Below are 13,778 nucleotides of genomic sequence, written 5' to 3'. Positions count from 1 at the left end.
GTCCGTACCGCCGACAAGCCCGGCCCGCGGCACGGCGCAACCGCCGCGACGGGCGCTGGTGTCGGGGTCCGGTGCGGCCGACGCCACACCGGACCCGACCGGATCTACAGGACCTTGGCCAGGAACGACCGGGTCCGCTCGTGCCGCGGGTTCGCGATCACCTCACGCGGGTTGCCCTGCTCGACGACCACCCCGCCGTCCATGAAGACCAGGTGGTCGCCGACCTCCCGGGCGAAACCGATCTCGTGGGTCACCACGATCATGGTCATCCCGTCGCGGGCGAGGCCCTTCATCACCTCCAGCACCTCCCCGACCAGCTCCGGGTCGAGCGCGCTGGTCGGCTCGTCGAAGAGCATCAGCTTCGGCCGCATGGCCAGGGCGCGGGCGATCGCCACCCGCTGCTGCTGCCCGCCGGAGAGCTGGGCTGGGTAGCTGTCGACCTTGTCGGCCAGCCCCACCCGGGCCAACAACGCCAGCGCCCGCTCGCGGACCTCGTCCTTCGCCTTCCGGGCCTGCTTCTTCGACGCCTGGACCGGCTCCTGCGACTGCCGGCCCTTCTCCGCCGACTTCTCCGGCTTCACCTTCGGCTTCCGCACCCGCAGCGGGGCCTCCATCACGTTGGCCAGCGCGGTCATGTGCGGGAAGAGGTTGAACCGCTGGAACACCATGCCGATCGCCTGGCGCTGCGCGGCCACCTCCTTGTCCCGCATCTCGTGCAGCTTGCCGCCGCGCTCCCGGTAGCCGATCAGGTCGCCGTCCACCCAGATCCGGCCGGCGTTGATCTTCTCCAGGTGGTTGACGCAGCGCAGGAAGGTCGACTTGCCGGAGCCGGAGGGCCCCAGCAGGCAGCACACCTCCCCCGCCCGGACCTCCAGGTCGATGCCCTTGAGCACCTCGAGGGGCCCGAACGACTTGTGCACCTGCTCGGCCCGCACCATCAGCCCCGACTCCGCCCTCGGCGCTCCGGCCTGGGCGGGAACGATCAGCTCCGTCATGACGGATCCACCACCCCCGGGTTGCCTCCGGTCTCGGTCGTCATCGCGCGCAGCCGCATCCGGGCCCGCCCGCTCGTGCCGTACCCCTTGCTGAAGTGCCGCTCCAGGAAGTGCTGCCCGATGAGCAGGATGCTGGTCAGGAAGAGATACCAGAGGACCGCCGAGACGTACATCGGGAAGATCTGGAACGTGCGCTTGCCCACCGCGTCGAGCTGGAAGAACAACTCCATGCTGTACGGCACCGCCATCAGCAGCGAGGTGTCCTTGAGCATGGCGATGGTCTCGTTGCCGGTCGGCGGGATGATCACCCGCATCGCCTGTGGCAGCACGATCCGGCGCATGATCTGCCCCCGGCTCATGCCCAGCGCCGAGGCCGCCTCGGCCTGCCCCCCGTCCACCGACTGGATGCCGGCCCGCACGATCTCCGCCATGTAGGCCGCCTCGGAGACCGCCAACCCGAGCAGGCCCGCCACGAAGCCGGTCAACACCTCCCGGGCGCTGAACCCGAAGGCCCGCAGCTGCAGGTTGTCGACCCCGAACAGGTGGCCGATCTGGGTGTCGAAGGGCACCCCGAACTCGATCCGGGCCCACAGGATGCCCAGGTTGCCGCAGACGGCCAGCAGCACCAGCCGCGGCACCGCCCGGAACACCCAGGTGAAGAGCCAGGCCACCACCCGCAGGATCGGGTTGGGCGAGAGCCGCATGATCGCCACCACGATGCCCAGGGAGACCGCGAGCAGCATCGCGCAGACGGTCATCAGCACCGTGCCGCGCAGCACACCCTCGATGATCGGCGGCCGGAACATCTTGCTGACCATGAACGACCACTGGAACCGGTCGTTCGTGACCAGCAGGTGCACGAACATCGCCACCAGGACCGCCAGCACCGCGATCGTGATCCAGCGGCCGGGGTGCCGTACGGGCACGGCCTGGATCGGCTCCGGCCGCGCCCGTACGGTTGTCGATTCCTCGGTTGCCATGACGTGTTACGGGTTGACCGCGGGGTCCGTGATCGCGCCGTCCCCGACCTGCCACTTGTCCAGGATGGCCTTGTACGTGCCGTCCTCGATCAGGGCCTTCGTCGCGTCCCGGACCGCCTCGGCGAACGCGGTCTGGTCCTTGGCCACCACGTAGCCGTAGGGCGCCGCCTCGTACATCTTGTCGAGCAGCTCCAGCTGGCCCTCGGACTGGGTCACCGCGTACACCCCGACCGGGTAGTCGGCGAGCATCGCGTCGTCCTTGCCGGAGGCCACCGCGGCGGTCGCGGCGTCCTGACCGGGGAACTGCTCGATGGTGATCGCCGGCTTGCCCGCGTCGGTGCAGGCCTTCGACCGCTTCTCGATGTCCTCGACCTGGACCGTGTCCTTCTGCACCGCGATCTTCTTGCCACAGGCGTTGTCGATCGCGACGCCGGCCGGGTTGCCCTTCTTGGTCGCCCACTGGGTGCCGACCTGGTAGTAGCTGACCATGTTGGCCTGGGCCTTGCGCTCGTCGTTGATGGTGAACGACGAGACGCCGACCTCGTACTTGCCCGAGCTGACGCCGGTGATGATGGCGCCGAAGTCCGCGGAGACGAACTCCGCCTTCAGCCCCAGCTTCGCGGCGACCGCGTTGAACAGTTCGATGTCGAACCCGATGGCCGTCTTGCCGTCGTTGTCGAGGAACTCGGCCGGGGCGTAGGACGTGTCGCTACCCACCACGATCTTGCCGTCCGCCTTGATCGCGTCCGGCACCTTCGCGGCCAGCCCCGAGTCCGCCGTCGCGGTCACGGACGGGCCACCACCGGGCTGATCGGTGGCCTCCTCCTGGCCACACCCGGCGATCGACAGGGCCAGCAGCGCAGCGCCGGTGACCCCGACGACCGCGCGGCGGCCACCACTGATGTTGAACATGTCCCACTCCTTGCACTAGGGGTGACGGCCGGTCAGGCCACGCCCAGATAGGCCTCTTTGACCGCCGAGTCGTGCAACAGCTCGGCGCCGGTGCCGCTCTTGACGATCCGTCCGGTCTCCAGAACGTACGCGCGGTGCGCCCGAGCAAGTGCCTGCTGCGCGTTCTGCTCCACCAGCAGGATCGTGGTGCCCTGTTCGTTGATCTCCGCAATGATTTTGAAGATCTGCTGGATCAGCATCGGCGCGAGACCCATCGACGGCTCGTCGAGCAGCAGCAGCTTCGGCCGGCTCATCAGCGCCCGCCCGACGGCCAGCATCTGCTGCTCACCGCCGGAGAGGGTGCCGCCGGCCTGCTTGCGCCGCTCGGCCAGCCGCGGGAACAGCTCCAGCACCCGGTCCAGGTCCTGGGCGATGCCCGCCCGGTCCCGTCGGGTGTACGCCCCCATGTCCAGGTTCTCCAGCACCGTCATGCCGGGGAAGACGCCGCGCCCCTCGGGGGCCTGGCACAACCCGCGCCGCACCCGCAGGTCCGCCCGGAGCTTGGTGATGTCCTCGCCGTCGAACCGGATCCGGCCGGCGGACACCGGCCGGATCCCGGAGATGGCCCGCATCGTGGTGGACTTTCCGGCGCCGTTGGCACCGATCAGCGCCACGATCTCACCCTCGCCCACCGTCAGGCTGATGCCGTGCAGCGCCTGGATCCGCCCGTAGAGCAGGCTCAGGTCTTCGATCTCAAGCAGCATCGTCCGGCACTCCCAGGTAGGCGGCGATCACCTTCGGGTTCTCCCGTACCTCCGCCGGCAGCCCTTCCGCGATCTTCTTTCCGAATTCCAGCACCGCGATCCGGTCGGTGACGCCCATGACCAGCTTCATGTCGTGCTCGATGAGCAGCACGGTGACGCCCCGGTCACGGATCTTCCGGATGAGCTGCAGCAGTTCTTCCTTCTCCGCCGGGTTGAAACCGGCCGCCGGCTCGTCGAGGCACAGCAGCACGGGGTCGGTGGCCAGCGCTCGGGCGATCTCCAGCCGGCGCTGCTCGCCGTAGGACAGGTTGCGGGCCGACTCGTGCATCCGCCCCGCGATCCCGACGAACTCCAGCAGCCCCTCGGCCTTCTCCACCCCGTCGCGCTCCTCGCGCCAGTGCCGGGGCAGCCGCAGCAGCGCCGAGATCACGCTCGTCTTGTGGTGCGCGTCCGCGCCCACCTGCACGTTCTCCAGCGCTGTCATCTCGGGGAAGAGCCGGATGTTCTGGAAGGTACGGGCCATGCCCAGCTTGGTGATCTGGTGCCGCTTCTTTCCGTTGACCCGCTCGCCCTGGAACCGGATCTCCCCCTGGCTGGGACGGTAGATGCCGGTCATCGCGTTGAAGCACGTGGTCTTGCCCGCGCCGTTGGGCCCGATCAGCCCGAAGATCTCCCCCTTGTAGAGAGTGAAGTCCACGTCGTTGAGCGCCACGACGCCACCGAAGCGGAGCGTGACGTGGTCGACCTCGAGCAGCGGCTCCCGTTCGACCTCGACCGACGCGGTCCGCTGCGCGGGAACGTTCTGCACCGTCTCAGCCACCGACGATCACCTCCTTGCGCCGATCCTTGAACTCGGCCGCTCTGCGCCGGCTGGCGATCAGGCCCTGCGGGCGGTAGATCATCATGACGATCAGGGTCAGCCCGAAGAACGCGAAGCGGTACTCGTACAGCTCGATGCCGAGCAACTCCACGCCCCGGAACCGCTCGATGAGGTAGTAGGCCAGGCCACCACCGACGATGGCACCGAGGATGTTGCCGGAACCACCGAGGATCACCGCCGCCAGGATGATGATCGAGTTCAGCAGCTCGAAGCTCTGGTTGTTGACGAAGTTCTGCTTACCGGCGAACAGCGCGCCCGCCAGACCACCGATCGCGGCGCCGCAGGCGAAGGCCCACAGCTTGAACTTGAACGTCGGCACCCCCATCAGCTGCGCCGCGTCCTCATCCTCCCGGATCGCGACCCAGGCCCGACCGACCCGGCTGCGCGACAGGTTCCGCACCCCGAGCACCACCAGGATGATCAAGGTGAGCACCAACCAGTAATACGGCCGCGGATCCAGCACACCGAAGAGCGGCGTGCCGTCGGCCTGCTTGCCCGGCGGGTGCGGAATCTGGTTGAAGCCGCGCTGGCCCTTCAGGAACGGCGCGCTCGTCGCCGTCAGCCGGATCATCTCCGCGAAGCCCAGCGTCACAATCGCCAGATAGTCGCCCCGCAACCGCAGCGTCGGCAGACCCAGCAGCACGCCCGACACCAACGCCAGCGCCACCGCGACCGGCAGCACCGTCAGCCACGGCCACACCGTCTTCAGGTCGCTGCTCGGCGAGGTCAGCACCGCCACCGTGTACGCCCCGACGGCGAAGAAGCCGAAGTAGCCCAGATCGAGCAGGCCCGCGAAGCCGACCACGATGTTGAGGCCCACGGCCAGCAACACGTAGATCGACATCATGAACAGCACCTGGCCGAAGTTGGACCCGGTGGTCGGGATCGGCCCGAGCCACTGGTAGAACTCCTTGTTCGGCAGGGCGTAGAAGAAGGCGATCACCGCCGCGATGACCAGCCAGTGCACCCAGCGCGGCAGGCCATGCCAACGCTCGCCGACCGCGTGCCGGCCCGCCCGGAACTTCTCCATCGTGCCCGTCATGCCCGCGCTCCCCGCAGTGATTCGCCCAGCAGACCGGTCGGCCGGAACATCAGCAGGATGATCAACACCACGAAGGCGGTCAGGTCCTTCCACTGCGAACCGAACAGCCCCGAGGCGTAGTTCTCGCTCAAGCCGAGCAGCAGGCCGCCGAGCAGCGCGCCACGCAGGTTGCCGATGCCGCCGAGCACCGCGGCGGTGAACGCCTTGAGCCCCAGCATGAACCCGACGCTGTAGGCCAGTGCCCCGATCCGCACGTTGTACAGCACGCCCGCCACGCCGGCCATCAGGCCACCGGCGATGAAGACGATCATGATGATCCGGTCCTTGTTCACCCCCATCAGGGCCGCGGTGTTCGGATCCTGGGACACCGCCCGGATCCCGCGACCGATCCGGCTGCGGTTGATGAACTGGTCGAGCGCGACCATCATCACCAACGCGGAGCCGACGATCAGCAGCTCCACCCAGCCGATCTCCGCCTTGCCGATCCGGAACAGGGGCTCGGGCGGCACGATCGCCGGCGCGCCCCGCGACAACCGTCGCGTATAGACGCCGAACGCCTCCGAGATAACGATCGACGCACCGATCGCCGTGATAAGGAAGGCCAGGGGCGGGGCGTTGCGCTTACGCAGCGGACGGTAGGCCACCCGCTCGACCACGGTCGCCACCGTCGCCGACGCAATCGCCGCCGCCAGCATCGCGACCAGCAGATACAACACGATCGACCCCACCCCGGAGACCCGGGAGTTCCCGGTCAGACCGAACATGCTCCAGGTGAAGATCGCGGCGTACGCGCCGGAGATGAAGACCTCGGAGTGGGCGAAGTTAATAAGCCTCAGCACACCGTAAACCAGTGTGTAGCCGAGCGCGACCAAGGCGTAGATCGCCCCCACGGTCAGCCCGGTCGTCGTAAGCTCTCCAAAATTGGAGATCAATCCGTCGACGTTCAAGAAGGGTGCTCCAGCGACTTGAAGAGAAGCCAGGGTGCGGCCGGGGAAGGTGCCCCCGACCGCACCCGCAGCGATTTCTTGACGGTCAGAACCGCCGTGGCACTACGTCAGCGGAACCCGCTTCACCGGCGTGATCTCGCCGTTCTTGACCTCGTACGCCCAGATCTGGACGGCCGACGGGTCCAGCTCGCCGGTGTCGGTGAACTTGTACGAACCGACCACGCCCTCACCGGTGTAGCCCTTCACGAACGCCAGCAGGTCGCTACGGCTCGTCTTGCCCGCCTTGATGCCGGCCAGCAGGATGTTCGCCGCGTCGAAGGCGTTGTCGCTGTAGGTACCCGGGTCGACGCCGAACTCCGCCTTGTAGTCGGCGGGGAAGGTCCCCTTCACCTCGCTCGCCGGCAGGCAGGGGCAGGTGAAGATGGTGCCTTCCGCGGCCTCCTTGCTCGCACCGTCGATGAAGGCCGGGTCCTTCATGCCGTCGGCACCGACCAGAGTCGCCTTGATACCGGCGTTGGTCAGCGCCTTACGGATCAGGCCACCCTCGGTGTAGTAGCCACCGAAGAAGACGGCCGTGGCACCGGAGGCCTTCACCTTGGTGACGGTGCCGGAGAACTCGGTCTGCTTGCCGCCGCCCTGGACCTTGTCCTCGCCGATGACCGCGCCACCGAGCGCCTTCTTCACCTCGTCGGCCAGGCCCATGCCGTACGCCGACTGGTCGTCGATGACGAAGACCTTCTCGGACTTCAGCTCGTCCTTGATGTATTTCGCGGCCGCCGGGCCCTGCGCGTTGTCGTTGCCGACCGACCGGAAGAAGGTCTTCCAGCCCTGCTCGCTCAGGCTGGGTCGGGTCGCGGACGCGCTGATGTGCACCAGACCCGCCTCGGAGAACAGCGGGTCGGCTGCCTCCGACTCACCCGAGAAGGCCGGCCCGACAACACCGATGACCTTCTCGTCATCGATGGCCTGCGTGGCAAGCTGCGGCGCCTGGTCCGGGCTGCCCTGCGAGTCCAGTGCAAGGAGATCGACCTTGCAGTCCTTGTTGGCCTCGTTGTACTGCTTAAGGGCGAGTTTCACGCCGTTGTTCTCGTTGATGCCCAGCGCCGCGTCGGAGCCGGTCAGCGCTCCGAAGAACGCGATCTTGTAACCACACCCGCCACCGGACGCCTCAGAGCCGCTGTCGCTCTTGCACGCCGCGGCACCACCAACGGCGAGCGCGATCGCGGCGACGCCGCCGAGCACTCGTGTGAGCTTCTGCCTCAAGGCCCAGACCCTCCTCAGTCCCATGGTCCGAACCACCGCTGCCGATTGGCCCTTGCGGGGGCGACCGAACCAGACCGTCGTCGCCGGTCTGGGGCCGGACGCTATCCCACCTTGCAGGTGTGACGTAAGCCCCAGAAGAGCGGGTTGACCGAACCGTTACACGCCGTGGCGGATTGGGAACGATCGCTGTAAGAGATCTACAGACCTCCGGGCCCTGCACCCCCGCCATCCCGGTAAGCACTCAACGGCAGTTCATCAGCTACCGGCCGGCAATCGGCAACCCCGTCCACCAGGCAAGAGACCCCACACCGTCATCCGCGACCAACACCAGTCGATCTTCAACGGAGGCCAGCGCCACCGCCTTGTCCCCGCCCTCAGGCACCGCGACCGGCAACGCCAACGGCCGCCATGAACCGCCCAAATCGCCCGAGAACCACAGACCGTGACCACCCCCGTCACCCGTCACCGCCACCAACCCCCCACCGCCCAGAGACGCCAGCGCCCGCACCGCCGACACCCCCACACCCACCTCGCCGAAACCACCGACCCGCCGCCAGCCAGCATCAGGGATCCGCTCCGCACCACCACCGGCGAGCGCCGCCCGCCACACCCCGAAACCAGACCGCACCGGACCGACCGCCACCACCGCGCCAGCCACCAGCACCACCCGCTGCGCCTGACTCCGCCCGTCCGACGCCGGCAGCGCCAACCGCCGCCAGGCCCGCCCGTCGGACGAAACCCAGGAGAGCGGCGCCATCGCCGCCGCGTGCGGCGGCAGGACCGCCCCCACCACCAGCCACCCCGGTGGTACGGCCACCGCATCGAGCCCGATCGTCCGGCCCCGTCCGTCCCCGGCCAACTCCGGCACACCCTCGCGCAGTGTGAATCGCACCCCGTCCGGCGAGGTCCAGACCGCCGCCCCGTCAGACCGGGAGCCGACCACCACCCACCCACCCGGCCCGGCCACCAGCCGCGAGACACTCACCGCCTGCGGCCCCCCGTACAACTCAAACGGGGCCGCCTCCTCCCGCAACGAGCCATCGGCAGCCTGCGCCCAGGTGCCCGTACGCGGATTGCCGTGCGCGCCCCCGCCCCTCGCCCCCAGCGCACCCAGTCGACCCTGCCGACAGGCCGCCGCGTAGAGCAGGTGCCGCCGACCGTAGAAAGTAGACGCCACGATCGGCACGGACGACCATGACAGGCCGTCCACACTTGCCCAGGCCGCCGGACGAATCTCCCCCGCCGGATCGCCCACGCCGCCCACCACGAACCAACGCCCGGCGCAGGCCACCACATCGCGCAGCATCAGCCGGCCGGGCGCTCCCGGCGGCACCGGCAGCGTCAACGCCCGCCACTCCGGACGGAGCGGCGCGGGCTCGACGTGCGCTGGCGATCGCACGCAACCGGCGAGCAGCACAAGGACGACGCCGAGCATCACCGCAAGCCGACGCGCCGCCACGAATCACACTCTATCGATTACCGCCGCTCCGGAGCGTCTGCCGACCAGCGCGCCGTCAGGCGGTCGGCTGCGCCACCTCGCCGCCGGCGGTCTCGGCGAGGATCCGCTCGGCGACCTCCTTCATGGTCAGCCGGTGATCCATCGCCGTACGCTGGATCCACTTGAACGCCTGCGGCTCGGTCATCCCGTACGTGGTCATCAGGGCGCCCTTGGCCCGCTCGACGGTCTTGCGGATCTCCAGCCGGTCGGTGAGGCCGGCGACCTCCGCCTCCAGCGCGGCGAGCTCCGAGTAGCGGGACAGCGCGATCTCCACCGCGGGGACCAGGTCGCTCTTCTGGAACGGCTTGACCAGGTACGCCATCGCGCCGGCCGCCCGAGCCCGCTCCACCAGGTCACGCTGACTGAACGCGGTCAGGATGATCACCGGGGCGATCCGCGCGCCGGCGATCCGCTCGGCGGCGGCCAGCCCGTCCATGATCGGCATCTTGATGTCGAGGATGACCAGGTCCGGCTTGAGCTCCTCGGCGAGCTTGACGGCGGTCTCGCCGTCACCGGCCTCGCCGACCACCTCGTAGCCCTCCTCGGCCAGCATCTCGGCCAGGTCCAGCCGGATGAGCGCCTCGTCCTCGGCGATCAGTACCCGCCTGCGCTCGGCATCCGTCTGCGTCTCCGCCACGAGCCTCTCCCACCAGTTCGAGCCCGACACCCCCGTGCCGGGTGTCGCCGCCCTTAGCCTAGTGGGTAACCTGATGGGGCCGAACTACAGAAGCCCCTGTAGCCCAACCGGCAGAGGCGCGATTCTCAAAAGATCGACAGTGTGGGTTCGAATCCCACCGGGGGCACAAACTGTCATACACGCGTTCGAAGATGCGTGGGTGCATCCTCCCGAAATTCGCGCCCGCGCGAGGCGCCTCTACCTGACCGGGGCGACCGTCGCGGAGGCGGCTCGCGCCGTTGGGGTCTCCTATCCCACCGTCCGGCACTGGTGCAGGGTCCAACCAGAGCCAAAGCAACACGGCACCGCTATGCGCTGCTTCCGCTGCCGCTCCGAGGCCGGCAATCCGACAAATCCAGCCCAGTACGCCTACCTGCTCGGCCTCTATCTCGGCGACGGTCACCTGGTCACCACCGCCCGGATCCCGGTGTTACGCATCAGCTGCGCCGATGCCTGGCCTGGCCTGATGGACGCATGCGAGGAAGCGATGAAGAACGTCCTCGCGGCCTCGGTGCAGCGTGTAAAGAGCCAGGGCTGCGTCAGCGTGCAGAGTTACGGCAAACACTGGCCGTGCCTGTTGCCCCAGCATGGGCCCGGCAAGAAGCACGAGCGGCCGATCGTCCTGGCTGACTGGCAGCGGCCGATCGTCCAGGCCCATCCCGGCGACTTCCTGCGCGGCCTTTTCCACTCCGACGGCTGCCGGTTCAGCAATCGGGTCACCGTCCGCGGCAAGCAGTACGTCTATCCGCGCTACATGTTCACCAACGAGTCCGTGGACATCATGGGCCTCTGCCAGTGGGCGCTCGACCTGCTCGGCATCGCGTGGCGGATGAACCGCCGCAACTGCCTCTCCGTCGCGCGGCGAGACGCGGTGGCCACACTGGACCGCCACGTCGGCCCGAAGTCCTGACGTCGGGGCCGCGCCCCGGGCCCGGACGGCGGGACGCCCGGGACGCAGCCGTGGCGGATCAGATCGCGGCGAGCGCCTGCGCCAGGTCGGCCCGCAGGTCCTCCGGGTCCTCCAGGCCGACGGAGAGTCGCAGCAGTGCACCGCCCGGCTTGGCGTCGCCCTCGACCGGCCGGTGGGTGAGCGAGGCGGGGTGCTGGATCAGGGTGTCGACGCCGCCGAGCGAGACGGCGTGGGTGATCAGTTGACAGGCGCCGGCGACGGTGGCCGCGGCGGGGGCGCCGCCCTGCACCTCGAAGGCGAGCAGGCTGCCGGTGCCGGACATCTGGCGGCCGACCAGCCCGGCCGGGTCGTGCAGCGAGGGGTGGTGGACCCGCGTGACGGCGGGGTGGCCGGCGAGCCAGCCGGCGAGTTTCTCGGCGCCGGCCTGCTGGGCGCGGACCCGCAGCGGCAGGGTCTGCAGGCCGCGGTGCAGCAGGTACGCGCCGAGCGGGTGCAGGATCGCGCCGGTGACGGCGCGGACCTGGCGTAGCCGGGTGGCCCAGTCGGAGTCGCAGGCGACGGCGCCGGCGAGGACGTCGCCGTGTCCGCCGATGCTCTTGGTGGCGCTGTGCAGCACGAGGGCGGCGCCGTGCCGGGCGGGCTGTTGGAGCACCGGGGTGGCGACGGTGTTGTCGACGAGCAGCGGGACGTCGCCGGCGGCGGTGGCGAGGGCGGCGATGTCGACGAGGTCGAGGGTGGGGTTGGCCGGGGTTTCGACGACGACCAGCGCGGTGTCGGGGCGGATCGCGGTGGCGATCTCGTCGGGGCGGGCCCAGGTGACCTCGGTGCCGAGCAGGCCGGTGGCGAGCACGTGGTCGGTGCCGCCGTAGAGGGGGCGGACGGCGACGACGTGGCGGTTTCCGTCGCGGGTGGCGGCGAGCAGGGTGGCGGTGAGGGCTGCCATGCCGCTGGCGAAGGCGACGGCTTCGGCGGTGCCTTCGAGGGTGGCGAGGGCGGTTTCGAAGCGGGCGACGGTGGGGTTCCAGAGGCGCTGGTAGACGGCGCTGCCGCCGGGCGGGAGGGTGCCGCCGGTGGCGAGGGTCTCGTAGGCGTCGCCACCGCCGGAGACGGATGGCAGGGGGTTGGTGGTGGAGAGGTCGATGGGCGGTACGTGGACGCCGAGCCCGGCGAGGTCGTCGCGCCCGGCGTGCACGGCTGTGGTGTCCACGGCGGTCATGGCTGGAAGCGTCGAACATGAGGACGATGTCGAGCAATAGGAACGAAGGAAATTCTGCTAGTGGCCCTTCTATTGTCGCTGGATTCGGAGAATGATGTTCGTATGCCTGTCGCACTGAATGTTGTACGGCCGTTCGCCGCGTTGGACGACGTCGACCGCGCGATCCTGACCGAGTTGGCGGCCGACGGCCGGCTGCCGAACAACGCGCTCGCGGAGCGGGTCGGGGTGGCGCCGTCGACGTGTCTGGCGCGTACTCGGGCGTTGCGGGAGAGCGGGGCGATCCGCGGGATCCACGCGGAGGTGGATCCGGCGGCGGTGGGGTTGCCGTTGCAGGCGTTGGTGTCGGTGCGCCTGACGGCGCACGAGCGGGCGGCGGTGGACGCGTTCCGGGCCCGGTCGGTGCGGCTGCCGGGGGTGGTGTCGGTGTTCCACGTGGCGGGTGCGGAGGATTACGTGCTGCACGTGCGGGCCGCGTCGGGGGATGCGCTGCGGGACTTCGTCCTGGATCACCTGGCGGTGGATCCGGCGGTGCAGCACACGCAGACGAGTCTGATCTTCGAGCAGGCGCGAGGGATGGGTTAGGACCGAGCCCGGAACATTTCCGGCCGGCGGCTGGTTGGTCAGGTTCGTGATCGACGTACCGCTCTCTGTTCTTGATCTTGCCCCGGTCGCCGCCAACGGCAGCGCCGGTGAGGCCCTGCGGCACACCACCGAGCTGGCCCGGCGTACCGAGGAGTTGGGCTACCGCCGGTTCTGGGTGGCCGAGCATCACAACATGCCGGCGATCGCCAGTTCCGCGCCGGCGGTGCTGCTGGCTCATCTCGCGGCCCACACCGCGACGATCCGGCTCGGCTCGGGCGGGGTGATGCTGCCCAACCACGCGCCGCTGGTGGTGGCCGAGCAGTTCGGCACCCTGGAGGCGCTGCACCCGGGTCGCATCGATCTGGGTGTCGGCCGGGCGCCGGGCACCGACCAGGTGACCGCGCTGGCGCTGCGCCGGACCATGGAAGGGTTGTCGGCCGAGAACTTCCCTCGGGAGCTGGCCGACCTGATGAACTACTTCAGCGGAGCCGAGCCGGGCCCGATCACCGCGACCCCGGGCCGGGGCCAGTCGCCGGCGGTCTGGCTGCTCGGATCGAGCGGGTTCAGCGCCCAGCTCGCCGGGCTGCTCGGGCTACCGTTCTCGTTCGCGCACCATTTCAGCGCGCAGAACACGCTGCCCGCGGTGCAGCTCTACCGGCAGAGCTTCCGGCCGTCGCAGTGGCTGGAGCGGCCGTACGTGATGGTCGCGGTGAACGCGGTCTGCGCGGAGACCGACGAGCGGGCGGAGTGGCTGGCCGGCCCGGCCGGGCTGTCGTTCCTGAAACTGCGCTCGGGGCGGCCGGAGCCGCTGGTCACGCCGGAGGCGGCGGCGGCCTACCCGTACTCGGAGTTGGAGCGCGAGTTCGTGGCGCAGCGGCGGGAGGGGCAGGCGACGGGCTCGCCGGAGACGGTGGCCGGGCAGCTCGGCGCGCTGCTCGAGCGGACCGGCGCGGACGAGCTGATGCTGACGACGATGGTGTACGACGTGGCCGATCGGATCCGCTCGTTCGAGCTGATCGCCGAGCGGGTGGCCGGCGGTCTGCGCCGAAAAGGCTGAAACACGCTCTTCATAGCCACGTCACCCCACCGTCGCGCGACGCCTCTAGGTTGGGTTCCGGTGGTGGTACGGCACTC

Annotated in this window: 14 protein-coding genes and 1 tRNA gene; 4 read left to right on the top strand and 11 right to left on the bottom strand. The window is 69.4% G+C overall.

Annotation, left to right across the window (positions count from 1 at the left end):
- Positions 1 to 104: 104 nt before the first annotated feature.
- The 10 genes from ACIRG9_RS09750 to ACIRG9_RS09705 all read right to left on the bottom strand — a co-directional run bounded on the left by ACIRG9_RS09750 (position 105) and on the right by ACIRG9_RS09705 (position 9,897).
- The gene (locus tag ACIRG9_RS09750; protein WP_402852821.1) at positions 105 to 995 is read right to left on the bottom strand and encodes an amino acid ABC transporter ATP-binding protein; all 891 of its coding nucleotides are present in this window, start codon (positions 993 to 995) and stop codon (positions 105 to 107) included.
- Complete coding sequence (locus ACIRG9_RS09745) at positions 992 to 1,975, bottom strand: amino acid ABC transporter permease (protein WP_402852819.1); 984 nt, start codon at positions 1,973 to 1,975, stop codon at positions 992 to 994. The genes ACIRG9_RS09750 and ACIRG9_RS09745 overlap by 4 nt, the downstream gene beginning before the upstream one ends.
- Before the next feature lie 6 nt (positions 1,976 to 1,981).
- Positions 1,982 to 2,887 (bottom strand): ABC transporter substrate-binding protein, encoded by a 906-nt coding sequence (locus ACIRG9_RS09740; protein WP_402852817.1) that lies wholly within the window; start codon positions 2,885 to 2,887, stop codon positions 1,982 to 1,984.
- Positions 2,888 to 2,919: 32 nt separating this feature from the next.
- A complete protein-coding gene (locus ACIRG9_RS09735; protein WP_402852814.1) occupies positions 2,920 to 3,630 on the bottom strand; it encodes an ABC transporter ATP-binding protein in 711 nt (236 codons plus the stop codon).
- Positions 3,620 to 4,450 carry an ABC transporter ATP-binding protein gene (locus ACIRG9_RS09730; protein WP_402852812.1) on the bottom strand — a complete coding sequence of 277 codons (831 nt, stop codon included), beginning with the start codon at positions 4,448 to 4,450 and terminating at the stop codon, positions 3,620 to 3,622. Before ACIRG9_RS09730 ends, ACIRG9_RS09735 begins: the two co-directional genes overlap by 11 nt.
- On the bottom strand, positions 4,443 to 5,552 hold the full coding sequence (locus ACIRG9_RS09725) for a branched-chain amino acid ABC transporter permease (protein WP_402852809.1): 1,110 nt from the start codon (positions 5,550 to 5,552) through the stop codon (positions 4,443 to 4,445). The genes ACIRG9_RS09730 and ACIRG9_RS09725 overlap by 8 nt, the downstream gene beginning before the upstream one ends.
- A complete protein-coding gene (locus ACIRG9_RS09720) occupies positions 5,549 to 6,499 on the bottom strand; it encodes a branched-chain amino acid ABC transporter permease (protein WP_402852807.1) in 951 nt (316 codons plus the stop codon). The genes ACIRG9_RS09725 and ACIRG9_RS09720 overlap by 4 nt, the downstream gene beginning before the upstream one ends.
- A gap of 102 nt (positions 6,500 to 6,601) precedes the next feature.
- Positions 6,602 to 7,762 carry a branched-chain amino acid ABC transporter substrate-binding protein gene (locus tag ACIRG9_RS09715; protein WP_402852804.1) on the bottom strand — a complete coding sequence of 387 codons (1,161 nt, stop codon included), beginning with the start codon at positions 7,760 to 7,762 and terminating at the stop codon, positions 6,602 to 6,604.
- Between the two features lie 259 nt (positions 7,763 to 8,021).
- Positions 8,022 to 9,221: a hypothetical protein gene (locus tag ACIRG9_RS09710; protein ID WP_402852803.1), complete on the bottom strand. Its 1,200-nt coding sequence runs from the start codon at positions 9,219 to 9,221 to the stop codon at positions 8,022 to 8,024.
- Positions 9,222 to 9,276: 55 nt separating this feature from the next.
- Positions 9,277 to 9,897: an ANTAR domain-containing response regulator gene (locus ACIRG9_RS09705; RefSeq protein WP_402852801.1), complete on the bottom strand. Its 621-nt coding sequence runs from the start codon at positions 9,895 to 9,897 to the stop codon at positions 9,277 to 9,279.
- A gap of 92 nt (positions 9,898 to 9,989) precedes the next feature.
- Between ACIRG9_RS09705 and ACIRG9_RS09700 the strand changes: the two genes are divergently transcribed.
- Together ACIRG9_RS09700 and ACIRG9_RS09695 are read left to right on the top strand one after the other, a co-directional pair.
- Positions 9,990 to 10,063 (top strand) — tRNA-Leu (locus tag ACIRG9_RS09700).
- Between the two features lie 33 nt (positions 10,064 to 10,096).
- Entirely contained in the window at positions 10,097 to 10,846 is a 750-nt protein-coding gene (locus ACIRG9_RS09695; protein WP_402852799.1) for a helix-turn-helix domain-containing protein, read from the top strand.
- A gap of 58 nt (positions 10,847 to 10,904) precedes the next feature.
- On the opposite strand, the gene ACIRG9_RS09690 is transcribed toward ACIRG9_RS09695, so the two are convergent.
- Entirely contained in the window at positions 10,905 to 12,062 is a 1,158-nt protein-coding gene (locus ACIRG9_RS09690; RefSeq protein WP_402852796.1) for a trans-sulfuration enzyme family protein, read from the bottom strand.
- A 102-nt stretch (positions 12,063 to 12,164) separates the two neighbouring features.
- Between ACIRG9_RS09690 and ACIRG9_RS09685 the strand changes: the two genes are divergently transcribed.
- Both ACIRG9_RS09685 and ACIRG9_RS09680 read left to right on the top strand, forming a co-directional pair.
- Positions 12,165 to 12,644, top strand: a complete 480-nt coding sequence (locus ACIRG9_RS09685; RefSeq protein ID WP_402852794.1) for an Lrp/AsnC family transcriptional regulator — start codon at positions 12,165 to 12,167, stop codon at positions 12,642 to 12,644.
- A 46-nt stretch (positions 12,645 to 12,690) separates the two neighbouring features.
- A complete protein-coding gene (locus ACIRG9_RS09680; protein WP_402852791.1) occupies positions 12,691 to 13,701 on the top strand; it encodes an LLM class flavin-dependent oxidoreductase in 1,011 nt (336 codons plus the stop codon).
- The last annotated feature ends 77 nt before the right edge of the window (positions 13,702 to 13,778 follow it).

Source organism: Micromonospora sp. NPDC093277 (genome assembly GCF_044765245.1).
Lineage (GTDB): Bacteria > Actinomycetota > Actinomycetes > Mycobacteriales > Micromonosporaceae > Micromonospora.
The sequence above is the reverse complement of the archived record's forward strand: the minus strand, read 5'-3'. Positions and strand labels throughout refer to the sequence as shown.

Coding starts and splice junctions, on each gene's coding strand:
- ACIRG9_RS09750 (WP_402852821.1), bottom strand. CDS start 995: ATGACGGAGCTGATCGTTCCCGCCCAGGCCGGAGCGCCGAGGGCGGAG.
- ACIRG9_RS09685 (WP_402852794.1), top strand. CDS start 12,165: ATGCCTGTCGCACTGAATGTTGTACGGCCGTTCGCCGCGTTGGACGAC.
- ACIRG9_RS09735 (WP_402852814.1), bottom strand. CDS start 3,630: ATGCTGCTTGAGATCGAAGACCTGAGCCTGCTCTACGGGCGGATCCAG.
- ACIRG9_RS09740 (WP_402852817.1), bottom strand. CDS start 2,887: ATGTTCAACATCAGTGGTGGCCGCCGCGCGGTCGTCGGGGTCACCGGC.
- ACIRG9_RS09745 (WP_402852819.1), bottom strand. CDS start 1,975: ATGGCAACCGAGGAATCGACAACCGTACGGGCGCGGCCGGAGCCGATC.
- ACIRG9_RS09690 (WP_402852796.1), bottom strand. CDS start 12,062: ATGACCGCCGTGGACACCACAGCCGTGCACGCCGGGCGCGACGACCTC.
- ACIRG9_RS09725 (WP_402852809.1), bottom strand. CDS start 5,552: ATGACGGGCACGATGGAGAAGTTCCGGGCGGGCCGGCACGCGGTCGGC.